The sequence below is a fragment of the Mycobacterium sp. ACS4331 genome (assembly GCF_001667265.1).
In the GTDB taxonomy this organism is placed as follows: Bacteria; Actinomycetota; Actinomycetes; order Mycobacteriales; family Mycobacteriaceae; genus Mycobacterium.
In genome coordinates this window covers 41,030-65,411 of the sequence record NZ_LZHW01000031.1, presented here as the reverse complement: position 1 = coordinate 65,411, position 24,382 = coordinate 41,030, and the positions used below count along the sequence as shown (strand labels likewise).

General features: G+C 70.6%; 13 protein-coding genes and 1 tRNA gene. 6 read left to right on the top strand and 8 right to left on the bottom strand.

Translation table 11 applies throughout. From position 1 onward, the window contains the following. Positions 1-19: 19 nt before the first annotated feature. The gene (gene eno, locus A5727_RS08390) at positions 20-1,303 is read right to left on the bottom strand and encodes a phosphopyruvate hydratase (RefSeq protein ID WP_068247525.1); all 1,284 of its coding nucleotides are present in this window, start codon (positions 1,301-1,303) and stop codon (positions 20-22) included. 176 nt (positions 1,304-1,479) lie between these two features. Continuing rightward, on the bottom strand, positions 1,480-2,241 hold the full coding sequence (locus A5727_RS08385; RefSeq protein WP_068247522.1) for a lytic transglycosylase domain-containing protein: 762 nt from the start codon (positions 2,239-2,241) through the stop codon (positions 1,480-1,482). Positions 2,242-2,387: 146 nt separating this feature from the next. Between A5727_RS08385 and efeU the strand changes: the two genes are divergently transcribed. The 3 genes from efeU to efeB are packed head-to-tail and all read left to right on the top strand — an operon-like array spanning position 2,388 to position 5,765. After that, a complete protein-coding gene (gene efeU, locus A5727_RS08380) occupies positions 2,388-3,308 on the top strand; it encodes an iron uptake transporter permease EfeU (protein WP_068247519.1) in 921 nt (306 codons plus the stop codon). A gap of 14 nt (positions 3,309-3,322) precedes the next feature. After that, entirely contained in the window at positions 3,323-4,477 is a 1,155-nt protein-coding gene (gene efeO, locus A5727_RS08375) for an iron uptake system protein EfeO (protein ID WP_068247514.1), read from the top strand. Further along, entirely contained in the window at positions 4,458-5,765 is a 1,308-nt protein-coding gene (gene efeB / locus A5727_RS08370; RefSeq protein WP_068247511.1) for an iron uptake transporter deferrochelatase/peroxidase subunit, read from the top strand. The genes efeO and efeB overlap by 20 nt, the downstream gene beginning before the upstream one ends. Here the strand turns inward: efeB and A5727_RS08365 are convergent. The 6 genes from A5727_RS08365 to A5727_RS08340 all read right to left on the bottom strand — a co-directional run bounded on the left by A5727_RS08365 (position 5,738) and on the right by A5727_RS08340 (position 21,540). Continuing rightward, complete coding sequence (locus tag A5727_RS08365; RefSeq protein ID WP_068247867.1) at positions 5,738-6,700, bottom strand: nucleoside triphosphate pyrophosphohydrolase; 963 nt, start codon at positions 6,698-6,700, stop codon at positions 5,738-5,740. The genes efeB and A5727_RS08365 overlap by 28 nt on opposite strands. Before the next feature lie 91 nt (positions 6,701-6,791). Then, positions 6,792-9,422, bottom strand: a complete 2,631-nt coding sequence (locus A5727_RS08360) for a LuxR C-terminal-related transcriptional regulator (RefSeq protein WP_157521280.1) — start codon at positions 9,420-9,422, stop codon at positions 6,792-6,794. Positions 9,423-9,452: 30 nt separating this feature from the next. Then, positions 9,453-12,083, bottom strand: coding sequence for a LuxR family transcriptional regulator (locus tag A5727_RS08355; RefSeq protein WP_068247508.1), 2,631 nt, complete (start codon positions 12,081-12,083; stop codon positions 9,453-9,455). Between the two features lie 96 nt (positions 12,084-12,179). Then, the gene (locus A5727_RS27810; protein ID WP_197507616.1) at positions 12,180-16,970 is read right to left on the bottom strand and encodes a hypothetical protein; all 4,791 of its coding nucleotides are present in this window, start codon (positions 16,968-16,970) and stop codon (positions 12,180-12,182) included. Between the two features lie 142 nt (positions 16,971-17,112). After that, a complete protein-coding gene (gene mfd, locus A5727_RS08345; RefSeq protein WP_068247862.1) occupies positions 17,113-20,775 on the bottom strand; it encodes a transcription-repair coupling factor in 3,663 nt (1,220 codons plus the stop codon). Positions 20,776-20,904: 129 nt separating this feature from the next. After that, complete coding sequence (locus A5727_RS08340) at positions 20,905-21,540, bottom strand: TetR/AcrR family transcriptional regulator (RefSeq protein ID WP_068247503.1); 636 nt, start codon at positions 21,538-21,540, stop codon at positions 20,905-20,907. Between the two features lie 97 nt (positions 21,541-21,637). Here A5727_RS08340 and A5727_RS08335 point away from each other — a divergent pair. The 3 genes from A5727_RS08335 (at position 21,638) to A5727_RS08325 (ending at position 24,377) form a co-directional block, all read left to right on the top strand. Continuing rightward, a tRNA-Gln gene (locus tag A5727_RS08335) sits at positions 21,638-21,709 on the top strand. A gap of 139 nt (positions 21,710-21,848) precedes the next feature. Then, positions 21,849-23,300, top strand: a complete 1,452-nt coding sequence (glmU, locus tag A5727_RS08330) for a bifunctional UDP-N-acetylglucosamine diphosphorylase/glucosamine-1-phosphate N-acetyltransferase GlmU (protein WP_068247500.1) — start codon at positions 21,849-21,851, stop codon at positions 23,298-23,300. A 96-nt stretch (positions 23,301-23,396) separates the two neighbouring features. Then, positions 23,397-24,377 carry a ribose-phosphate diphosphokinase gene (locus A5727_RS08325; protein ID WP_068247497.1) on the top strand — a complete coding sequence of 327 codons (981 nt, stop codon included), beginning with the start codon at positions 23,397-23,399 and terminating at the stop codon, positions 24,375-24,377. The last annotated feature ends 5 nt before the right edge of the window (positions 24,378-24,382 follow it).

Sequence of the window (24,382 nt, the reverse complement as noted above, 5' to 3'; positions counted from 1 at the left end):
CAATTGCCCACGCTACCGCCTACTTGGCCTCGTACCGAGGAAAGGCCAGGTCACCGGCGTAGCGCGCGGCGTCGCCGAGGGCCTCTTCGATGCGCAGGAGCTGGTTGTACTTGGCGACGCGCTCGCTGCGGGCGGGGGCACCGGTCTTGATCTGGCCGCTGCCGACCGCGACGGCCAGATCGGCGATCGTGGTGTCCTCGGTCTCGCCCGAGCGGTGGCTCATCATCGTGCGGTAGCCGCTGTTGTGGGCCAGCGCGACGGCGTCCAGGGTCTCGGTGAGCGTGCCGATCTGGTTGACCTTCACCAGCAGCGCGTTGGCCGCACCCTTGACGATGCCCTCTTCCAGGCGCTCCGGGTTGGTGACGAACAGGTCGTCGCCGACCAGCTGGATGCGGTCACCGATCGCGGCGGTCAGCGCGACCCAGCCGTCCCAGTCGTCCTCGGACAGCGGATCCTCGATCGACACCAGCGGGTAGGCGTCGATCAGGCCGGCGTAGAACTCCGCCATCTGCTCGGCGGTGCGGGTCTCCTTCTCGAACGCATAGCCGGTGCCCTCGGTGTAGAACTCGGTGGCCGCGACGTCGAGCGCGAGCGTCACATCCGAGCCCAACTTGAGGCCCGTCGCCTCGATGGCCGAGCTGATCAGGTCCAGGGCGGCGCGGGTGCCCGCGACATCGGGGGCGAAGCCGCCCTCGTCGCCCAGGCCGGTGGCCAGGCCCTGCTTCTTGAGCACGGACTTCAGCGAGTGGTAGACCTCAGCGCCCCAGCGCAGCGACTCCTTGAAGGACGGCGCGCCGATGGGGGCGACCATGAACTCCTGGACGTCGACACCGGTGTCGGCGTGGGCGCCGCCGTTGAGGATGTTCATCATCGGCACCGGAAGGATGTGCGCGTTCGGCCCGCCGAGGTAGCGGAACAGCGGCAGCGCGGCGCTGTCGGCGGCGGCCTTGGCCACCGCAAGCGACACGCCGAGGATCGCGTTGGCGCCCAGGCGGGACTTGTCGGGGGTGCCGTCGAGGTCGACCAGGGCCTGATCGACGACACGCTGCTCGTCGGCGGACAACCCGATCACCGCGGGGGCGATCTCGTCGAGCACGGCCTCGACGGCCTTCTCCACGCCCTTGCCGCCGTAGCGGTCGCCGCCGTCGCGGAGTTCGACGGCCTCATGCTCGCCCGTCGACGCCCCGGAGGGCACCGCGGCGCGCGCGAACGTGCCGTCGATCAGCGCAACCTCGACCTCGACCGTCGGATTGCCGCGGGAATCGAGGATCTCCCGGGCCGCGACCTGCTCGATGATGGGCACTGAAGTCTCCTTAGACGTCGGATGGCGTAGCGCTCAACAGCCTAGAACGTGCAGTGCAATGCCGCGCCGCACGGGTTGGCTTGTATTCGAGGCCTGGCCCGCCGAGATGTCTTGATTGGCGGTGAAAACAGCGTTTGCGCGACCATTACGGACAATTCGATGACAAGCGGAGGCATCTACAGCGAATGCCCGGTGGCGTAGGCAGTGGCCCAATCACGGACCATGCGGGCGTACTGATCGGAATAGTTGTAGGCCCGCAGCGCCGCCATCCACCCCTTCGGCGTGGACAGGTCCTTGCCGCGCGAGCACAGGTACCCCGCGGCGGACAGTGCCGCGTCGTCGATGTTGTCGGGGCTGATCTCGCCGTCATTGTTGGCGTCGACGCCGTAGAGCTTCCAGGTCTCGGGAATGAACTGCATGGGCCCCATCGCGCGGTCCAGGTGGTCATCGCCGTCGAGTTCACCGGCATCGGTGTCCGGAATCTTCATGTTGCCGGCGGTGCCGTCGAGTCGGACACCCCGAATCGGCGGGCGGACATCGCCATTGGGCTTCACGACCGACCCGCGGTAAGTTCCGTGATGGCTCTCCACCATGCCGATGCCGGCCAGGGTGGGCCATGCGAGCTGACACTTGGGGTTCACCACCTCCGCCACGCGGGCCGCGTAGGCGTAGGCCTCCAGCGCGGTCACCGGCATCTCCAGCGATGGCGCCCGCGCGGCAGCCCAGTCGTGAAGTTGGTCTGCGGGACGGCCCTTCGCCTCGATGTCGACCGCGGGCACCGGGTCACCCGTGGGGGGCGGAACGCCCTCCGGAATGGGGGTGCCGACCTGCCAGGAGCAGCTTGCGGCCAGCAGCAGGGCTGTCGCGGCCACAACGGCGGCAGTCTGCAGCCAACGCACCGACACGGCCTCCCTCACCCCGTTGTAGATCAGGACCATCGTCCCACGACGGCGGAGCAGTTCGTCTCTTCGGGAGGCGTGGCATGAAGTTGTACTCTGCCTGTTGGGCCGCTGCTAAGGTGAGCCACACCTAGCTATGGCAAGCCAAAGCTGGGTGAAAAAAACTCACGTCAAGGGACGACGATATGACTTCCCTCGGGGATCTGCCGGTCACAGCGCTGATGGCGGGTCCGAGCATCTCGACTCAGGTCTTCGGCAGTGGCCTGATAGGCCTTCGCGAAGGCTTGGAAGCCTCGATAGTGGTCATGATCCTGGTGGCCTTCCTGGTGAAATCGGACCGCCGCGACGCGCTCAAATGGGTGTGGCTCGGCGTGGGCGCAGCAATCACGATGACGATTGCCGTGTTCCTCGTCATCCAGTTCGGCGAGAACACCGTCACCGGCCTGGCGGCCGAGGCCATCGCCGGTGTGGCGTCCCTCATCGCCGTCGTCATCGTCACGACCATGGTCCTGTGGATGAAGAAGGCCGCGGCCGGCATGTCGGGGCAGCTGAAATCCGAGATGACGCAGGCACTGGAGACCGGCGCGCTGGCCGTGGCCACGCTGTCCTTCCTGGCGGTGGGCCGCGAGGGGGTGGAGACCGCGCTGTTCATGGTCGGCTACGCCGAGGCTGAGACGCTGTGGCCGCTGGTCGGGCTGATCGTGGGCGTGCTCGTCGCCGCGGCGATCGCCTACGGCATGTACCGGGGTGCCGTCCGCCTGGACCTCGGGAAGTTCTTCACATACACGGGCGTGTTCCTGATCCTGGTGGCCGCGGGCATCCTGTCCTACGGCGTCGGCGCCCTGCAGACGGTCGGCTGGCTGCCCGGCCTGGCCAGCCGGGCGTTCGACATCACGTCCTGGTTCAACTGGTCATCCTGGTACGGCGAGGCCATCCAGGGGATCTTCAACATCTCCCCCACGCCCACGGTGCTTCAGCTGGTGTGCTGGCTGACCTACATCGTCGTCGTGCTCGCACTGTTCCTGCGTCCGCAGAGCAGTGCCGCCAGACCTGATCCGACTCCGGACCCGAAACCCAGCACCGAACCTGAAAGGTCAACCAAGTGAACGTTGTCTCCCCGATGACCGCCAAGGCCGCCGCGGCCGCCGCCACCGCGATCCTTGCCGGGCTCTCCCTGACCGCCTGCACGGCCAAGGAGTCCACCGACAGCGCCGACGGCGCCAAGTCGGCCAACGAGGTGAAGGTCACGGCAACCGACGACGCATGCGAACTGTCGTCGACCGAGGGGACGACGGGCGCCAACACCTTCCTGGTCACCAACAACGGGAACAAGGTCACCGAGTTCTACGTCTACGGCGAGGGCGAGCGGGTGATGGGCGAGGTCGAGAACATCTCCCCCGGACTGAACCGCAAGCTGATCGTGCAGCTGTCCCAGCCCGGCACCTACCAGCTCGCGTGCAAGCCGGGCATGGTCGGCGACGGCATCCGCTCGGAGTTCACCGTCACCGGCGACGCCGTCGACGTCGACACCGAGGGCAAGTTCAAGGAGGCCGCCGACAGCTACAAGCGGTACGTCAACAGCCAGGTGGACGCGCTGATCCCCGCCACCCAGCAGTTCGTCGACGCCATCAAGCGCAAAGACATCGAGGCCGCCAAGGCGCAGTACCCGATCGCGCGCACCTACTACGAGCGCATCGAGCCCGTCGCCGAGTCCTTCCCCAATGACCTCGACCCGCGCATCGACCTGCGCGAGGCCGACCTCGAAGAGGGCCAGAAGTGGACCGGCTTCCACCGGCTGGAGAAGGACCTGTGGGTCAGCGGCCTGCAGCCGGACACCAACGCGATCGCCGACCAGCTGCTGGCCGACGTGAAGGAGCTCGAGGCGGGCGTCAAGGCCCCCGACTACAAGATCGACTCCACGCAGATCGCCGGCGGCGCGCAGGGTCTCCTTGATGAGGTCGCGGCCAGCAAGATCACCGGCGAAGAGGACATCTTCAGCCACACCGACCTGTGGGACTTCAACGCCAACGTGCAGGGCAGCCAGACTGCCGTCGCCTCGGTGCGCCCCATCCTCGACGAGCGCAACCCCGAACTGGGCAAGCGTGTCGATCAACGATTCGCCGAAGTCGAGGCGCTGCTGATGAGGCTGCGCGCCGGTGACGGCTTTGTGTCCTACGACAAGGTGACCGAGCCGCAGCGCCAAGAGCTTTCGCGAGCCATCGACGCCCTGTCCAAGGAGGTCAGTCAGGTGCAGGGTGTCATCGCAGGACAGTGAGACAGCTCAGGCGGTGACCCCCTCCGGTCTCTCGCGCCGAAAGCTTCTCGGCGCGGCCGGAGTGGGCGCCGCCCTGGTGGGGACGGCCACGGCCGGCGTTGTCGCCGGTCGTGCGTCGGCCGCCGACAGCGGCCATGTGCTGCTGCAGTCTCCGGTGCCGTTCCGCGGCGAACGGCAGGCGGGCATCATCACCGAGGCCCAGGACCGGATGCACTTCGCCACGTTCGACGTCACCAGCGACCGGCGCGAGGATCTGGTCGAGATGCTGCGCGAGTGGACGCATATGGCCGAGCGGATGACGCGCGGTGAGGAGACCTTTGAGGACGGCGCCGTCGGGCTCAACCCCTACGCCCCGCCGTCGGACACCGGAGAAGCGTTGGGCCTACCCGCTTCTCAGCTCACCCTGACCATCGGTTTCGGCCCGTCGCTGTTCCTCAAGGACGGCAAGGACAGGTTCGGCATCGCCGACAAGCGTCCCGAGATACTCAAGGACCTGCCGAAGTTCGGCAACGAGACCATGGACCCGGCGCGGTCCGGTGGCGACATCTGCATCCAGGCCTGCGCCAACGACCCCCAGGTCGCGGTGCACGCCGTGCGCAATCTGGCCCGCGTCGCGTTCGGGACGGCCGCGGTGCGCTACTCGCAGCTGGGGTTCGGCCGCACCTCCTCGACCACCCGAGACCAGGCCACACCGCGAAACCTGTTCGGCTTCAAGGACGGAACCAACAACCTCAAGGCCGAGGACACCGGCAAGCTGGACCGGCATGTGTGGGTCGCCGACGGTGACGGACCGGCCTGGATGACCGGCGGCACCTACATGCTGACTCGTCGCATCCGGATGCGGATCGAGTCGTGGGACCGCACCACCCTGCTCGAGCAGGAGCGTGTCATCGGCAGGCACAAGGGCAGCGGCGCGCCGATCGGGTTGGCCCAGGAGTTCGAACCGCTGAACCTCGATGCGGTCAACGGCGACGGCGAACCGCTGATCGACCCGACCGCGCACGTTCGACTGGCGTCACCCGAGGACAACAACGGCATCGAAATGCTGCGTCGCGGTTACAACTTCACCGACGGCACGGACGGGTTCGGCCACCTCGACGCGGGCCTGTTCTTCATCGCCTTCGTCCGCAACCCGGAGACGCAGTTCATTCCGCTTCAGTCGCGGTTGGCCCGCAGCGACCTGCTCAACGAGTACATCACCCACACGGGCACCGGGATCTTCGCCGTGCCGCCGGGGATTCGCGAGGGCGACAAGGACGCCTACTGGGGTTCGACGCTGTTCGGCTGATCTTCGCCGGCCGGCGCGGGCTGCACCGGCCACGCCGCGCGCCACTCCTCGACGCTGACCTCACCCAGCGCATTGCTGTCGATGTCGCCGCGCTGGAATCCGACGGCCCTCTCGGCGGCGTGCACGGTCTCGATGAACCGCAGGACCGTGCAGCGCAGGGCATTCTCGGCGTCGACGTCCTCGGAGACGGTGATCGACGTCAGTTCCGGCGGGATCAGGTCGGCGGGAAGCCCGGCCTGCCGCACCCGGCTGATCACCTTCTGCGCCAACGCCAACGCGGGCTGGGCCGTCGGGATGCCCTCGAGCACGGACTCCCGCGAGGACTTCTCCAGCGCCTTGCGCTCCTCCCATTGGGCCAGTTGATCGGCCAGCGAGATCTCCTCGCCCGCGAGCACCGCGGGCACGCGGTTCACGAGCTTGCGCACCAGCGCGTCGGCCACGTCGTCGATCGAAAAGGCGTTCTCCGGTGCCTCTTCGGCGATGCGGGCGTGGAACAGCACCTGCAGCAGCACATCCCCGAGTTCGTCGCGCAACTCCTCGGCGTCACCGCGGTGCACGGCGTCGAAGACCTCGTAGGTCTCCTCGAGCAGGTAGCGGCGCAGCGAATCGTGGGTCTGCTCGCTCTCCCACGGGCCGTTGGTCCGCAGCTTGTCCATGATCGCGACGGCCTCGAGCAGGCGCTCACCGGGGTGTGGGTCGGGCGCGGAGATCACCGGCTCCCCCGCGACGATGCGCGCCACGACGGCGGGATGGGTGGGGTCCGAGGACAGCAGCACCGGCGCATCCTCGCCGGTGCCGACGGGCCGGGCACCGGGCAGCGACCACGGCACCTTGACAGGTATCTCCTCGGTGTACTGCACCTCACCGACAAGCAGTTCGACCGCGTCGACCGGGATCAGGGTCGGTCGCGCAGGGTCCAGCAGAACAACTGTCACCGTCCCATCATCCCTCCCGACACTGCCGACAGCCGAATCATCGTCCACCGACCAGGTCAGACCACCGCGTTGAGCGTGTCGAAGCCGCCGCTCACCGGTCGGCTGCGGGGAGGGTGTCGGGAGCGGGGTCGTCCTCGCGAAGCCGAACGGCGAGGTCGGCGCGACCGCGCGCTCCGAGCTTGACGCACACCTGTCGGACGTGCCGCTCGATGGTCGGCACCGTGACCGACAGGGCTGCGGCGATCTCACGGTTCGTCATTCCCCGGGCGACCAGCGTCGCCACCTCCCGTTGCCGACCGGTCAGCACGGAGGCCAGCGTGAGTTCCGCGACCACCGGGCCCTGAGTCGCACCGCAGCGCCGCGCGAGGTCCATCGCGCGGTCACCCGCGGTCAGAGCACTCCCCCGCAGGCCCTGTGACCTGAAGACCATGGTTGCCGCCGCCGCCGCGTGAGCGGCTGCGACCGTGTCCCCGATGTGTTCGAATTCCTTTGACACGCATTCCAATTCCCTGCCATCCCGCGCGGTGACGGCGCGGGCGTAGCGCAGGACGATCGGGCACCTCGGGCCGTACACCGACTCGGCCAGCGCGGACAGGGTCGCCTCGACGCCGGTCTGCCCGAAGGCCACCGCGGTCTGCAGGCAGAGCACTGCGGGCGCGCGCTGACCGCGAGACAGCGCGAGGTCGGCAGCACGCACAGCCGTCTGGCGTGCGCGGCTGACGTGACCATGAGCGGCGTGCACCCACGCCTCGGCGTGGAGCAGCGCGTAATCCAGATGGGCGTGGCCCGGGTGCCGGTCGGCCATGGCCGCCGCCAAAGCCTCGGTGGCGTCGTCGGCGCGCCCCGCCACCGCGAGTGCCTCCGCGTAATAGATGCGGTAGCGATAGGCCATTCCGATGTTTTGGCCGTACTCGTCGAAGTTCAGCCGGGCCGGCTCCAGATCGCGCACCGCGGCGCGGATGTCGCCGCTGCGCAGCGAGGCCATCCCGGCGATCCCGCGGGCTGCGGCGGCCGCGGTGCCCGGCAGGTCCGCGCACCGCCGCCAGCATCCGCCGACCACGGCGTCCACCTTGTCGAGGCTGCCGGCGAGCGTCAATGCGTGCATTCGAGCACCCGCGGCCACGACGATATGGAATGACGCGAGCTCACCGTCACCGACGAGCCGTTCGTACTCCTCGACGTCGGCATCGCAGTATTCGATGCCGAGTTCACCCAGGGCAATCATCTCGACCTGCCGCGCGGCGATGGTGTCGTGGAGCATCGATTGACCGAAATCAACGGTGCGCACGATGTCCATCGCCGCGGCGGGATACCCCGTCAGTGCCCGCTGCAGCGCCTTGAACACCAGCAACGCGCGATACCGCGAGCCGGTGGCGCCGGCCGCCAACGCCGCCTCGACAACCTCGCGAGCCTCGTCTGGCCGGCGCAGTCCCCAGAACAGATTCGAGGCGCGCATGAGCACGTCATCAAGCTCATCGTCTCGGACAGGGGCGTCGGTGACGGTGTCCAACACCGCCGCGGCGTCGTCCCCCTTCCCGAGGTAGTGCAGGGCACGCGCGTGGCGCATCCGCGCTGCGGTTCCACCGCCCGCGGAGACCGCGGCGCGCGCGAGGTGTTCGCTCAGGGCCGTGTCCAGGCGCCGGGCGGCCTCGTCCGCTGCGGACAGCAGGATGTCGGGATCGGGCGGCAGCGCCGACTGATGCCACAGGACCCCCAACCGCACCGGGTCCACTGGGATCACCGGTTGCGCACCCGCCATGGCGGTGGCCACTCGGGCGCGCACCTGCCGCAGTTCGGCGACCGAGGACGACAGCGCGACCTCGGCGTACAGGGGGTGCCCGATCCGGATCTCCCCCGCGCCGTCGGCGACGATCAATCCTCGCGCAACGGCGTCCGCCACCGCATCCGCAGGCGCAAGCTGCGCCAGCAGGTCAGGGTGGAGCACCTCGGCGACGGCGACGATGTCCAACACCGTGCGCACATCGTCGCCCGCCGCATCGATGTGCACCTCCACCAGATCCCGAAGCGAGTCCGAGAGCTCTGTCGAGTACGCCCAATCCCAGTGATCGCCTTGGGAACACAGCCGCCCGGCGTGTCGCTCCTGATCCACCAGGTGTCGCAGGAACATGGCGTTGCCCTGGGTCTTGAGCCACATACGTTGAGCACTCTCGCCGTTCAACGGTGCGCCGAGCACATCAGCGAGGAGTCGATCCACGGCACTGCGCGACAGCGGCGACAGATCCAACCGAGTCAGCCCGAGTGCCAGGAACGATTCGATCACGCCGTCGGCACCCGGTTCCCCGGACCGCACCGTCGCGACGACTTTGACCGGCGTGCTGCGCAGCAGTGTTGCGATCAGATCGCGCGACTGGGTGTCCAGATGGTGGGCGTCATCGACGACGAGGAGCAGACCACCCGCGTCGGCCTGCGCGCGCAGCCCTTGGGTCAATTCCTCCGCCGTGGCCTTCGAGCCGGCGTCGTCGGCGCCGAAGGTGAACGCAGCCAACGGGATCGACCGTCCCACCGGGAAACCGACGATGCGCTGCACCCGCCAGCCTCGATCGGCCGCGCCACCGGCCACAGCGTCAGCCAACCGAGTCTTTCCGATACCGGCGACGCCCGCGACAACGATCCCTGCACCCGTTCCGCCGCCGAAGACTTCGTCGGCGAGTTCCAGTTCAGCCTCGCGCCCGACGAGGGGCCAGGTGTCGTACACGACCACCACCTCTCCTGCTCTGTTGCGATTCGCCGGTCATCGATTCGCGAACTCGGTGATGAGATCGGCCAGCTCCCGGCGCCCCTGCACACCCGTCCGCTGGCTGGCCCGGTAGATGTGCCCCTCGACGGTGCGCACCGAGAGCGACAACGCCGCCCCGATCTCGCGGTTGGTGCGCCCCTGGCGGATGAGCTCCGCGATGGCCAACTGGCGCGGCGTGAACAGTTCCGGGACGGCGCTGCCGGCCAGTGCCGGCAGGAACTCCACGCCGCACCTGGCCGCCAGTCTGCGAGCCCGCGCAGTGCAGACCAGCATCCGGTCAGGCGCGCCCTGCGCGCGGTACGCCCTGGCGGCATGTGCCGCCGCGTCCGCGGCCACCAGGAATTCGCCGGCGATCTCGAACTGTGCCGAGGCCTCCGCGAGCCCATCACCACAGCCCTTCGACAGGGCGCGGGCGAAGCGGGCCGCATCGGTGGCCCGTTGACTCCCCATCTTGGTGGCCAGGTGCGCCAGTCTGGGGGCGGCGTCGGTGTCGCCGAGCAGCGCCGAAGTCTGCAGGCACACCGCCTCGCTGGCAAGTTGGCCGTTGCGGCGCGCCTGGGCCACGCCAGCTCTGGCCGCCTCGCACGCCGCACCGAGCTCGCCCCGGGCCGCTGCGACCCAGGCGTGCGCGAGGGCAAGCACCGGATCGTTGTCGTATTCCACCTCGCCGCGCACAGGTGGGACCGTGTCCAGAACCGTCGCGGCCTCGGCCACGCTGCCTGCGCGCGCCGCCGCAATGGCGTACAGCAGACGGTACCGGTACGAAAGCGCTTGCGCGACAACGCTGTCTCCGAGGTCGACCGCCGCCGGACGCAGCCGACGGACAGCGGTGCCGATGTCGCCCGCGGCCAGCGCGGTGACCCCTGTGACCGCCGACAGCAGTCGCCGCGCCGACTCGGACGCGCCGGTCAAGGCCGCGTCGGCTCGTTCGGTGACCGCCGCGGCCTGGGCGGTGCGGCCGGCCAGCACCAACGCCCGCACATAGAGTTCCACCGCGATGACGATGCCGAGCGGGTCACCGGCACTCTCGAGGTGCGTCCAGTCGTGTTCCACGTCATCGAGCACCGAATCCAGCTGTCCACGCTCGACGTGCGCCACCGCCCGGGTGGCCAGGAAGGTCGACCGTCCCAACGCATCCAGATCCGAATAGTCTACGGCGTCAATGGATTCGAGTATCCCCGCGGGATCGTTGGCATAGGCGGAGTGCAGCGCCCGGATCACAGCCGCCTGCTTCTCCTGCCGGCGCCCACCCGCCACGGGCGCATGCGGTTCCGCGGATCCGCCGGCGCTGCCCGACAGAGCGGTCAGCTCGCGGGCATTGACGTACCGTCGGTACACGTCGTCGTCCAACGTGGGCGTGCACACCTCGGAGAGCGCGTTCGCCGCCTCCGCTCCCCGCCCCAGCAATGCCAGACAGTAGGCGTACCGGACTCTGGAGCGGTCGGTGCCATCGGCCGAAACCGCCGCCCGCGCACACAGTTCCGCACTGGCCAGGTCCATCCGAGCCAGAGCGGCCTCCGCCGCGGCGGAGAATACGACCGGGTCGGCCGGCAGATCCGAATCCAGCCACAACAGCCCGAGTCGGACGTCGTCGACACGCCGGGCCCGGTCGGGTGCGGACAGCACCGAGGCGATGCGGCCGCGCAGGTGACGAGTCTGCAGTGGCCCCTGCTGGGCCAGCGCCACCCTCGCATAGAGCGGATGTGACACGACGATGAGTTCGCCGGAGTCGTCGATGGTGGTCACCAGGCCGGCACGCTCGGCGTCGGCGATGGCCCGCCGATCCACCAACTCAGCGAGGTGACGGTGTTCGATCCACTCCGCCGCAGCCACGGCGTCGACGACATCCCACACCGGTCCGGTGGCGAAACCCGTTTCCACCACCACCAGGTCACGCAGCGCCGGTGACACGACCGGGTCGTCCCGAAGCTCCCAGCGTTGATCGACCTTCACCAGATTGCCGCGCTGACCCTCGTGTCCGAGCAGGTGCATGAGGTACACCAAGTTGCCACGGCTCAAATCCCACAGCGCGGCAAGAGATTTCTCCGACACCTGGCCGCCGAGTGCGGCTCCCACCAGTTCGTCACACCGGCGCCGCGGCAGGGCTTTGACGTCGATGCGACGCAGCACGCCGTCCTTCCACAGTCGCAGAACGGCATTGGAGGGCGGGTTGCCGGTGCGCGTCGCGAGCACCGCCCTGGCAAGCCGTCGCTGCAGCACCTGCCCCAAGAGGTGGGTCGACATCTCGTCGAGCAGATGGGCGTCGTCGATGACGAGCACCACGGTTCGGCCGGCGGTGACCTCCGCGAAGCGTGCCAGCGCCCCGTCGATTCGCGCCGATTCCGAGAACAGTTCGGACAGGAGCGCATTCGCCTCGACATCGGCGAGCGCGCCGAAAGGGACACACCGTCCGGCAGACACCGCCCGGACTCCATAACCGGTCCAATCGGCCTGGGCCGCCAGGTCCAGCGCCTCCTCGAGCAGCCTGGTCCGGCCAACCCCGGGGGGCCCGACCATCAGGAGCCCCGGCGGGCCCACCGGATCGAGCACTTCGGTGACCGAGCCGAGTTCGGCCTCACGTCCGATGACCGGCCAGCACATGACGGTGCCCGGCGTCCCGACCATGGGGTCAGTGTGTCAGGTCCGAGCCGATCCCGCTCGATTTTGAATTGGACTCTGCGTCAAGGTGTTTAGCCGATGGAAACGACCGGGATCGCGCTGTCAGAACCACGGGGCGCCCTGACCGCCGGCGCCGCCGGTACCGCCGGCTCCTCCGTTAGGAGCGACCGGGTCTCCTCCAGCGGTGCCGACCGCGCCCGGCTGGCCCCCGCCGATCAAGTTGCCGTACGGTCCGCCGTCACCACCCCTGCCACCCGCTCCACCGGGCGCGCCGCCGTCATCACCGAAAGGTCCGCCGTTTCCGCCGTCACCGCCACCGCCACCGTTCCCACCGGCTCCGCCGTCACCGCCCTTGACGGCGCCATAACCACCGTCGCCGCCCCGGCCTCCATCGCCACCCGGCGTGGAGTGTTCTCCGAGTGGGCCGCCCCAGTCGGCACCCGAGCCGCCGTTGCCGCCTCGGCCACCGTCGCCGCCCAGCGTGCCGGAGCCGCCCTGACCGCCGTCACCACCGTCGCCGCCGGCGTCACCCTCGTCGCCGGCTTGGCCGTGGCCACCGTTGCCGCCGGCACCGCCGTTGCCACTGACTCCGGTTGCTCCAGTGACACCGTTCGTGAAGCCACCCGTGCCGGCTGCCCCGCCGAGGCCGCCTGCGCCGGCGGTGCCGCCCTTGCCGCCGTTGCCACCGCTGCCGCCGCTGGTGGTGGCGTTGCCGCCGTCGGCGCCTCTCCCGCCGTCGCCCCCATTGCCGCCCGCACCGCCATTGCCGGCGCTGCTGTTCCAGGCGGTGGCGTTGCCGCCGGCGCCGCCCTTGCCGCCAGCGCCGCCGGTGAAGCCGGCACCTCCGGGTCCGCTGCCGATCGCGCTGATGCCGTCGGCGCCGTTGCCACCGTCACCACCGCGCCCACCGTCACCGCCGTCTCCGAAGAGCGATCCGCCGGCACCGCCGGCACCACCGTCACCACCCGGTGTGCCCCAGGTTCCACCCGCGCCACCGTCGCCGCCGTCACCGCCGTTTCCGCGGTTGCCGCCGGCACCGCCCGCGCCGCCCACGCCGCCGACGTTGACCTCCCCGCCGTCGCCGCCGTCGCCGCCGCGACCGCCGTTTCCGCCGTCGACCCCGCCGGAGGACTGACCGCCGTTGCCACCCGCTCCGCCCTGGGCGCCCGGCTGGCCGGCGTAACCGTTGCCGCCGTCACCGCCGGCACCGCCGTGACCGCCGTCGCCACCGGCGGCACCCTGCCCAACTTGGCCGGCACTTCCGGTCACGGCACCGGCACCGCCGACACCGCCCGTACCACCCGCGCCGGCGTTGCCGCCGTCACCGCCGTCACCGCCCGCCGTCGCCGGCGATTCGAGTCCGGGTCCTCGGTCAATGCCGTCGGCACCGTCGCCACCGCGCCCGCCGGCGCCGGCCGCACCGCCGTGGCCGCCGTTGCCACCGTTGCCACCGGCGCCGACAGTGCCGTTGGCCCAGCCGACGGCCTGCGCGACGCCGCCGAGACCAGCCGTTCCGCTGGCTCCACCGGCTCCGCCACTGCCGCCGTCACCCCCGTCGCTCCCATCGCCGCCGGCCACAGTCGCCGAGGCGCCCGTTCCCCCGGAACCGCCATGACCACCGTTGCCACCGTTGCCGCTGTTGCCGCCGTCGCCACCGGAGCCGGCCAACGCACCGCCGCTGCCACCGGCACCGCCGTCGCCGCCGGCGCCGCCCGCCTGGCCGTCGGTGCCGTCCAAGCCGTTGCCGTTGGCGTCGTTGCCGCCGTTGGCACCATCACCGCCGTTGGCGCCGTCACCACCCGCGCCACCGTGGCCGCCGTTGCCGAGCAGGCCGCCCGCGCCGCCGTCTCCGCCATCTCCCCCGGCGGCGCCCGGTGCGGTCCCGCCGGCACCGTTGCCGCCGTTGCCGCCATTGCCGCCGTTGGTGGCGTTCGCGCCGTCGGCGCCGTCAGCGCCCTGGGTGGATCCGGACCCACCGGCACCGCCCTGACCCGTGGCACCGGGATCGCCGCCCTGACCGCCGTCGCCACCGTCGGCTCCTGAACCCGCCTGGGCATGCGCGCCGGCACCGCCGTGGCCGCCGGCACCCGCTTGGCCACCCTTGCCGCCCGCACCGCCCGCACCCTGCACGCCGTCCTGCCAGTTGCCGCCGGCCAGGGCGATGCCGCCGAGTCCGCCGTCACCGCCGGCGGCTCCGTCACCGCCGTCGCCACCCTGGCCGCCCAAACCACCGTCGCCGCCTGCGCCACTGGCCTGCACCATGCCGGCGGCCCCGTTTCCTCCGGCACCGCCACCGGCGCCGTCTCCGCCCGCGCCACCGGTGCCACCGTTGCCCGCGTCACCGGCAAGCGCTCCGCCGTTTCCGCCTGCGCCACCGTGCCCACCACGGCCGCCGTCGGGGCCCGCGACTCCGGTCACGCCGTTGCCGAATTCATCGGTGGTTCCGCCCGGAATGAGGATGCCGAGTGAGCCCGCCGAACCGTTGCCGCCGTTGCCGCCGTCACCGCCGTCACCAACGAGTCCGCCGTCACCGCCCCGGCCGCCGGCGCCGCCGGCACTGCCGGGCGTCCGGAACACCGCCAGAGTGCTGGCGTTGCCGCCGTCACCGCCGCGGCCGCCGTTGCCGCCACTGGTCACCGCCGCGCCCGAAACGCCGCTCTGGCCGACGACCGAACCGGCACCGCCGGCACCGCCGAGACCGACCTGCCCGGGGTTGCCGCCCGCACCGCCGGCCCCACCGTCGACGCCTGCACCGACGACGGGCGATTCGTAACCGTGGGCACCGGCACCGCCGTCGCCGGCCATGCCGGCTGCTCCGCCGGCACCGCCGTCTCCACCGACGCCCAGTCTCCCGACACTGCCGAGAATACCGCCGCCGCCGCCGGCACCTCCGGCACCACCTGAACCGCCGGTGCCACCCGTGCCACCCGAACCGCCGGCTCCACCGGCACCGCTGCCGCCACCGGAGAAGGTTCCGCGGCCGCCCGCAGCGCCGACACCGCCGGCGCCACCGACACCGCCGACACCACCAGCCCCTCCGGCGCCACCGAATCCGAGCAGCCAACCACCGCGACCCCCCGCACCACCGGCGCCACCCAGGCCGCCGACGCCACCGGCACCGCCGGACTCCCCGGCCGCGCCATCGGCGCTGGGTGCGCCATCGGCGCCGTCCAGCCCCATCCCGCCCGCACCGCCGGTGCCACCGGCTCCGCCCCAGCCGATCAGCAGCGCGCCCGCGCCGCCCGCACCACCGGCGCCACCGGTGCCGCCGCTGTCGGCAGCTGCTCCGCCGTCGCCGCCCGCACCGCCGACACCGAGGATCAGGCCGCCGCGGCCGCCCGCACCTCCGGTGCCGCCGACTCCGGCATCGCCGCCGTCACCGCCTCGCCCGAGCAGCAACCCACCCCGGCCACCGGCACCACCGTTCTGCCCCGCCACGGTCGCCGACCCACCCAGACCGCCCCGACCGATCAGGCCCGCGTCGCCGCCGGCACCGCCGACGCCGCCCGCGCCTGCGGCACCACCGTCACCACCACGGCCGAACAGCAGTCCACCCCGGCCACCGGCACCACCGTTCTGCCCCGCTATGGTCGCCGACCCACCGAGACCACCGTTGCCGATCAGGCCCGCGTTTCCGCCCGCGCCACCGTTGGCACCGTTGCCGCCATTGCCGATCAGCCAACCGCCGTTGCCGCCGTTGCAGGCGGTGCCCACGCAGTCATCCGGAGCATCCAGACCATTGCCGATCAGCCAGCCGCCGGGCCCGATCATCGGGCGCCGCGGTGTCACCGCCACGGCCCAGGCGTCGAGCAGATCCGACTGGTTCGAAAGGTCGCCGACGCTGTCGGTCAGCGCGATGCGGGTGGTGCCCCGATCCCCGCGAAGGGCGAACGCCTCGGTCACCTCCCGGTTGCCGACCTGACGCCGCGCGAACCCCAGCACCACCCAATCCAGCGGTGTGTCCGTCGACGAGCGGCCCCCGTACCCCGCCGTGTCGATCCCGATCGCGCTCAGCAGATGTTCGACCACCGACCGAACGCTGGGGGCCGGCACCTCCGCCGAACTCACGGCGGACACCGGCTCCGACGGCGACGTCACGATCTGCGTCACGACCACATCAGGCCGGTTCGGCCGCGCCGCGCCGAGCGCCTCACCGGATCGCAACGCCGCCAGCGTCTTTCGCTGACCGTCGGTGGCCGGCGCCGAGGTGCGCGGCACGGTTGCCAGCGGCCGCCAGCCCTCAACGGCGGCGGCCTGACGCGCCCTGGCGCGAGTGTGCGCACCCGGACGGTCTGCAGCCGCTCCCGCACCGGGCCGGCCCAGCACCGTGTCCAGCACCCAATCCAGAACCGGGACGTCGGCGTCGGCCAACGTCTTGGCCGCCTCCGACACGACCCGCTCGGCGGGATCTGCGGACGGGACCGTGTTGACCTCGGTGGTCGCGCCGTCGGTTTCGGCAACGCCGGATGTCGGCTCCCCGGCTGTCGGCGCGGTCCCGGACTCGTCCCGGCCCACCGCACCGACCCTGTCGGCGAGGTCCCGCTTCCTGCCCCACTGGCCCGCGCGCCGGCCATCGGGCGCAGACGACTCCGCGGCCCCCGCCGAGACGGATCCCTGCGAACCGCGAACTCGCGGCCCCACCCGCCGGCGCTGCTCACCGGACGAGGACGCCGCGGACCCGGGCGAGGCCGACGGCGCGGACGACGACGGGGCCTCAGATGAGGCAGTCGACGACGACTCCTCCGCGTGCGCGACGCCCTGTCCCGTGGTGAAGGCGACCCCGAGTCCGGCGGCGACCGCACCGGCCTGCAACCAGCGAATGACGGGGTGGCCCGCCGACCGCCGTGACCTGCGCGCCCGACGCTGCGCCGACGTTGCGCACTTACCAGCCATGAGCCCCAACTCCTCAGTCGTCACCAGATGCACACGTGTTTGCAGAGACGCTGGCATCAGTGACGGCCCACCGAGGTGGGGCCCAACTACCCCACTTTGCCGGTGACCACTCGAGGGACTACTCCATTGGGGCCGAAGCGGCCTAGGCCTGCGGGGCGACGAGGGCGGGCAGCGCCGACAGGTCGACCTCACCCTTGGGTCTGCCGTCGAGCGCCAGCAACAGGTCGGCCACCATCTGAGCCAACTCGAGGTCGCGGATGCGGGGCGCCCCGATTCCGCTGCCCGCGCGCGGGATCGGAACCTGAATGGTGGCCGTGGTGGCGCGGTAGGTCGCGCCCGGGTACATGCGGGCGAGCCTCAGCTGGCCCGAGTCGGGCAGGGTCAGCGGGGACATCCGCAGTGTCGACGGCTGCCCCGCCGACCCGGTGGCCGACAGTTCGGTGATCCCGTACTGGCGGCACAACAGACGAAGCCGGGCCACCGCGACAAGACGCTGCGCGGGCTCGGGCAGCGGTCCGTAGCGGTCGACGAGTTCCTCGACGACACCGAGCACCGCGGCGTCGTCGGCGGCTGCCGCCAGCCTGCGGTAGCCCTCCAGACGCAGCCTGTCGCTGCCGATGTAGTCGGGCGGCAGGTTCGCATCGATCGGCAGATCGATCCGCACCTCTTTGGGTTCGGTTGGGCCCGTGACGGTTTCGCCGTCGGCGGCCGCACGATAGGCCTCCACGGCCTCACCGACGAGCCGCACGTACAGGTCGAACCCGACGCCGGCGACGTGCCCGGACTGCTCGACGCCCAGGACGTTGCCCGCGCCGCGGATCTCCAGGTCCTTCATCGCCACGGCCATGCCCGCGCCCAGGTCGTTGTTCTGCGCAATCGTGGCCAGGCGGTCATAGGCCGTCTCGGTGAGCGGCACCTCGGGCGGATACAGGAAGTAGGCGTATCCGCGCTCCCGGCTGCGGCCCACGCGGCCCCGCAACTGGTGCAGCTGCGACAGACCGAAGGTGTCGGCGCGCTCCACGATGAGGGTGTTGGCGTTGGAGATGTCCAGGCCGGTCTCGACGATCGTCGTGCAGACCAGGATGTCGAACTCGCGGTTCCAGAAACCTTCGACGGTCTTCTCCAGCAGTTCCTCGGGCATCTGACCGTGCGCCACGACGACGCGGGCCTCGGGCACCATCTGCCGCACCCGGGCGGCGGCGGAGTCGATCGAACTGACCCGGTTGTGGATGAAGAACGCCTGCCCGTCGCGCAGCAGTTCGCGGCGCAGGGCCGCGGCGACCTGCTTCTCGTCGTACGGCCCGACGTAGGTCAGCACGGGGTGGCGTTCCTCGGGCGGGGTCAGGATCGTCGACATCTCCCTGATCCCGGCCAGGCTCATCTCGAGCGTGCGCGGGATCGGGGTGGCGCTCATGGTCAGCACGTCGACGTGGCTGCGCAGGCTCTTGATGTGCTCCTTGTGCTCGACACCGAAGCGCTGCTCCTCGTCGACGATCACCAGGCCCAGGTCCTTCCACCGCACCCCGGTCTGCAGCAGGCGGTGGGTGCCGATCACGACGTCGACGGAACCGTCGGCCAGACCTTCGATGACGGCCTTGGACTCGGTCGGGTCGGTGAACCGCGAGAGTCCCTTGACGGTGACGGGGAAGCCGGCCATGCGCGCGGTGAAGGTCTGCAGGTGCTGATCCGCCAGCAGCGTCGTGGGCACCAGCACCGCAACCTGCTTGCCGTCCTGGACGGCCTTGAACGCCGCGCGGACCGCGATCTCGGTCTTGCCGTAGCCGACGTCGCCGCAGATCACGCGGTCCATCGGGACGGGCTTCTCCATGTCGGCCTTGACCTCGGCGATCGCGGTCATCTGGTCGACGGTCTCGGTGAATCCGAAGGCGTCCTCCATCTCGGCCTGCCACGGGGTGTCGGGTCCGAACGCGTGCCCGGGCGCGGCCTGGCGCTTGGCGTAGAGCGCCACGAGTTCGGTCGCGATCTCACGAACGGCCTTGCGCGCCTTGGTCTTCGTGTTGGTCCAGTCACTGCCGCCGAGCCGGCTCAGGGTGGGCGCCTGGCCGCCGACGTAGCGGGACAGCTGATCCAGCGAGTCCATCGGGACGTACAGCTTGTCGGTGCCGCCGCCGCGCTTGCTCGACGCGTACTCCAGCACCAGGTATTCGCGACGCGCTCCCCCGACCGTGCGTTCGGTCATCTCGACGAACTTGCCGATGCCGTGCTGGTCGTGGACGACGAGGTCGCCGGCGGTCAGGGCCAACGGGTCGACGGTGTTGCGGCGCTTGGCCGCCAGGCGCCTGCCCTCGGTGGCGGTGACCCGGTTGCCGGTCAGGTCGGTCTCGGTGATGACCACCAGTTCGGCGCCGGGGATCACCAGGCCGTCGTGCAGCTGACCCTTCAGCACCCCGACAACGCCCGGCTTGGGCTGCTCGCCCGGGTCGAGAATGGTTGCGGCGACGTCGGATTCACCCAGCTGCTCGACCACGCGGTGCGCGGTGCCGGTGCCGGGCGTCACGACGGCCGCGCGTCCGCCGGTGGCCGCGTGCGCGCGCAGCATCGCGAAGATCTCGTCGAGGCTCTGCTGGCTTCGCGCCGACGGCGACGGCCGCACGTCGAGTTCGATGGCCGACTCGTCGGGCAGTTGACTCAGGGTCCACCACGGCGTGCCGTTGGCCTTCGCCGCGGCCCGCACCTCGTCGAGTTCCCGGAATCCGGATCCGCCCAACCGCTCGACGTCCACGGGTGCGTCGCCGCCGATCGCGGCCACCGACCAGGACGCCTCGAGGAACTCCCGGCCCGTCTTGATCAGGTCGGCCGCGCGGGTGCGCACCTTCTCCGGGTCGCACACCAGCACCGGGGTGCCCTCGGCCAGCTGGTCGACCAGCAGCGCCGGGTCGTCCGGGCGCAGCACCGGCAGCAGGGCCTCCATACCGTCGACGGGGATGCCCTCGGACAGCTTGGCCAGCATGTCGCCGACGCTGCCCGCGACGGTGTTGTCGGTCAGTGGGCTCGACTCCGCCAACTGCGCGGCGCGCTGCCGCACGTCCTCGGTGAGCAGGAGCTCGCGGCACGGCACCGCGACCAGGCTGTGGACCGGGATCTCGGTGATGGAGCGCTGGTCGGCGACCGAGAACATCCGCATCTCGGACACCTCGTCGCCCCAGAACTCCACGCGCACGGGATGTTCCGAGGTGGGCGCGAAGACGTCGAGGATGCCGCCGCGGACCGCGAATTCGCCGCGCTTGCCGACCATGTCGACGCGGGTGTAGGCCAGTTCGACCAGGCGGGCGATGGTGTCGTCGAATCCGATCTCGGCGCCGACCGCCAGGCGCACCGGCGCGGCGTGCTCGGCGGTGGCCAGGCCCGGGGCCATGGGCTGCAGCAGCGAACGCACGGTCGTGACGACCACGCGCAGGGGCGGACCCAGTTCGGCGTCGTCGGGGTGCGCCAGCCGGTGCAGCAGCATCAGCCGAGCGCCGACGGTCTCGACCCCCGGGGACAGTCGTTCGTGGGGCAGCGTCTCCCAGGACGGGAACAGCGCGGCCGAGTCGCCGAACACGCCCTTGAGTTCGCCCGTCAGGTCCTCGGCCTCGCGCCCGGTGGCCGTGACCACCAGCAACGGCTGATGGCGCGCCAGCGCCGAGGCCACGAAGACCCGCGCCGCCGACGGCCCGACGAGATTCAGCTCGGCCGGTTTGTCGGCACTGCGTTCGATGAGTTCGGCGAAGGTCGGCGCGGTCAGCGCCGCCTCGATGAGACCCGCTGTCGGGGTCTGGACATACTGCGGCCCCGGTGCGGTCATGATGCGCTCCATTCTAGGGCGGGCCGTGTCGTGACCTCGCTCACGTTCCGTCGTCCGAAACCGCCGCCACGGTGGTGGGTTTGCCCGAAACTCCGCCCGATATGCAGTCTCGGCGGCCGGGCCGCGGCGTCACTCCGCTGCGCCGGCGCGTCCCTCGGCTGAGTCGGCGCGTCCCTCACCCTGCAGGTGCGGGTCCGCCTCGAGATGGGTCAGGCCGTTCCACACCAGGTTGACCAGGTGCGCGGCCACCACCTCCTTCTTGGGCTCGCGGGCATCCAGCCACCACTGCGCGGTCATCGAGACCGATCCGACCAGCGCCTGGGCGTACAACGGCGCCAGGTCTGGGTCCAGGCCGCGCCGCGAGAAGTCGCCGGCCAAGATCGAGCTGACCTGGCTGACGGCATCGTTGAGCAGGCTGGAGTAGGTGCCCGAACTGATCGACGCCGGTGAGTCGCGGATCATGATCCGGAATCCGTCGGTGCGCTCCTCGACGTAGGTCAGCAGCGCCAGCGCGACGCGTTCGATGCGCACCCGGGACCGGTTGTTGGTCAGCGACGCCGTGATGCCGTCCAGCAATGCCGACATCTCACGGTCGACCACCACCGCATACAGCCCCTCCTTGCCGCCGAAGTGCTCGTAGACGACGGGTTTGGAGACGTTGGCCCGGAGCGCGATCTCCTCGATCGAGGTCGCGTCGTAACCGCGTTCGGCGAACAGCGAGCGGGCGATGTCGATGAGTTGGCGACGACGCTCGCTGCCGGTCATGCGCGCTCTCGGCGCGCGCGCATCCTTCTCGGGTTTCTCGGGCGCTCCCACGGTCTCCAACCCTATCGACACCCGATAGACTCCGTGGGCGCCTCAGTCCGTCGTGGTGTAATCGGCAGCACCTCTGATTTTGGTTCAGATAGTTCAGGTTCGAGTCCTGGCGACGGAACGCGCACATCCCCGCCCCGGCCCTCATGCGGCCCTGGCGAAGGCCCCCGCTCAAGCTGCACCAGTTTTGCGACGCAGGCGAGCACAATGACACGCTGGGGGCGGCGCCGAGCGCCGAAGGCTGTGAGGAAAGAGGGGCCATGACGACACACCGCGGGTCCGCAGTGGTGGTGCTGGCGGCGGGTGCGGGCACCCGGATGCGCTCAGACACTCCCAAGGTGCTGCACACGCTGGCCGGACGCAGCATGCTCTCGCATGCCCTGCACGCCGTCGCCAAAGTCGCGCCGGACCACTTCGTGGTGGTGCTGGGCAACGAGCGCGAACGCATCGCCCCCGTCGTGACCGACCTGGCGGGCACGCTTGGCCGCCGGATCGACATCGCCATCCAGGACCAGCAGCTGGGCACGGGCCATGCGGTGCTGTGCGGGCTGTCGGCCCTGCCCGCCGACTTCGCCGGCACCGTCGTGGTCACCTCGGGCGACATCCCGCTGCTGGACGCCGAGACGCTGGCCGCCCTGACCGACACGCACACCGCCGAACCGGCCGCGGTCACGGTGCTGACCACGACATTGGCCGATTCGACGGGGTACGGCCGCATCCTGCGCACGCAGGACGGCGAAGTCATCGCGATCGTCGAGGAGGCCGACGCCACGCCGCAACAGCGTGCGATCCGCGAGGTCAACGCCGGTGTGTACGCGTTCGACATCGCCGCGTTGCGCAGTGCGCTGGACCAGTTGTCCTCCGACAACGCCCAGCACGAGCTGTACCTGACCGACGTCATCTCGATCGTCCGCGGGGCCGGGCAGATCGTGCACGCCAAGCACATCGATGACCACGTGCTGGTGGCCGGCGTCAACGACCGCGTGCAGCTGTCGGCGTTGGGCGCCGAACTGAACCGCCGCCTGGTGGCGCGACTGCAGCGCTCGGGTGTGACGGTCGTCGACCCCGCCACCACATGGGTCGACGTCGACGTGACGGTCGGGCGGGACACCCAGATCATGCCGGGCACCCAACTGCTCGGCTCGACCACGATCGGCAGCCACTGCGTGATCGGCCCGGACACCACGCTGGCCGACGTCACGGTCGGTGACGGTGCCTCGGTGGTGCGCACGCACGGCGGGCAGTCGACGATCGGCGCCGGCGCGACGGTGGGTCCGTTCGCCTACCTGCGGCCGGGCACCCACCTCGGTGCGGACGGCAAGCTCGGCGCCTTCGTCGAGGTCAAGAACTCCACCATCGGCGAGGGCACGAAGGTGCCGCACCTGACCTACGTCGGGGACGCCGACATCGGCGAGCACAGCAACATCGGCGCCTCGAGCGTCTTCGTCAACTACGACGGCGAGACCAAACGCCGGACGACGATCGGCTCCCACGTGCGCACGGGCTCGGACACGATGTTCGTGGCACCCGTGCGGGTCGGCGACGGCGCCTACACCGGAGCGGGCACCGTGCTGCGCGAAGATGTGCCGCCCGGCGCGCTGGCTGTGTCCGAGAACGCACAGCGCACCGTCGAGGGCTGGGTCGAGCGCAAACGCCCCGGCAGCGCCGCCGCCGAGGCTGCGCGCCGCGCCCTGGAGGCCGAGCAGGGCTGAGCTCCTGCGGCCAATCTGGCGAGCAGTTAACGCTGCGCGCGTGAACATACGTACCATTGCCCCGTACCGATCCCCGACCGCAAGGGCAGCGCAGCAGTGAGTCACGACTGGACCGACAACCGCAAGAATCTGATGTTGTTCTCGGGTCGTGCGCACCCCGAACTCGCCGAGCAGGTGGCCAAAGAGCTCGACGTGCACGTCACCGCGCAGACCGCCCGCGACTTCGCCAATGGCGAGATCTTCGTCCGGTTCGATGAATCGGTGCGTGGCTGCGACGCCTTCGTCCTGCAGAGCCATCCCGCGCCGCTGAATCAGTGGCTCATGGAGCAGCTCATCATGATCGACGCGCTCAAGCGCGGCAGCGCCAAGCGGATCACCGCGATCCTGCCGTTCTACCCGTATGCGCGCCAGGACAAGAAGCATCGCGGTCGCGAGCCCATCTCGGCGCGCCTGGTCGCCGACCTGCTCAAGACCGCGGGCGCCGACCGCATCGTCTCGGTCGACCTGCACACCGACCAGATCCAGGGCTTCTTCGACGGCCCCGTCGACCACATGCGCGGGCAGTCGCTGCTGTGCGGATACATCGCGGAGAACTACGCCGACCACGACATGGTGGTCGTCTCGCCCGACTCGGGCCGCGTGCGCGTGGCGGAGAAGTGGGCCGACGCCCTCGGCGGGGTTCCGCTGGCGTTCATCCACAAGACCCGCGACCCGCTGGTGCCGAATCAGGTCAAGTCCAACCGTGTCGTCGGCGAGGTCAAGGGCAAGACCTGCATCCTGACCGACGACATGATCGACACCGGCGGCACCATCGCCGGAGCGGTCAAGCTGCTCAAGGAGGACGGCGCGGCCGACGTGATCATCGCCGCCACCCACGGTGTGCTGTCCGACCCGGCGGCGCAGCGCCTGGCCGAGTGCGGGGCCCGCGAGGTGATCGTGACCAACACCCTGCCGATCACCGAGGACAAGCAGTTCCCGACGCTGACCGTGCTCTCGATCGCGCCGCTGCTGGCCAGCACCATCCGCGCCGTCTTCGAAAACGGCTCCGTGACTGGGCTTTTCGACGGATCCGCCTAAGCGCC

Coding starts and splice junctions, on each gene's coding strand:
- A5727_RS08385 (WP_068247522.1), bottom strand. CDS start 2,241: ATGGTCCTGATCTACAACGGGGTGAGGGAGGCCGTGTCGGTGCGTTGG.
- efeO (WP_068247514.1), top strand. CDS start 3,323: ATGACCGCCAAGGCCGCCGCGGCCGCCGCCACCGCGATCCTTGCCGGG.
- mfd (WP_068247862.1), bottom strand. CDS start 20,775: ATGACCGCACCGGGGCCGCAGTATGTCCAGACCCCGACAGCGGGTCTC.
- A5727_RS08340 (WP_068247503.1), bottom strand. CDS start 21,540: ATGACCGGCAGCGAGCGTCGTCGCCAACTCATCGACATCGCCCGCTCG.
- A5727_RS08355 (WP_068247508.1), bottom strand. CDS start 12,083: ATGGTCGGGACGCCGGGCACCGTCATGTGCTGGCCGGTCATCGGACGT.
- glmU (WP_068247500.1), top strand. CDS start 21,849: ATGACGACACACCGCGGGTCCGCAGTGGTGGTGCTGGCGGCGGGTGCG.
- A5727_RS27810 (WP_197507616.1), bottom strand. CDS start 16,970: ATGGCTGGTAAGTGCGCAACGTCGGCGCAGCGTCGGGCGCGCAGGTCA.
- efeU (WP_068247519.1), top strand. CDS start 2,388: ATGACTTCCCTCGGGGATCTGCCGGTCACAGCGCTGATGGCGGGTCCG.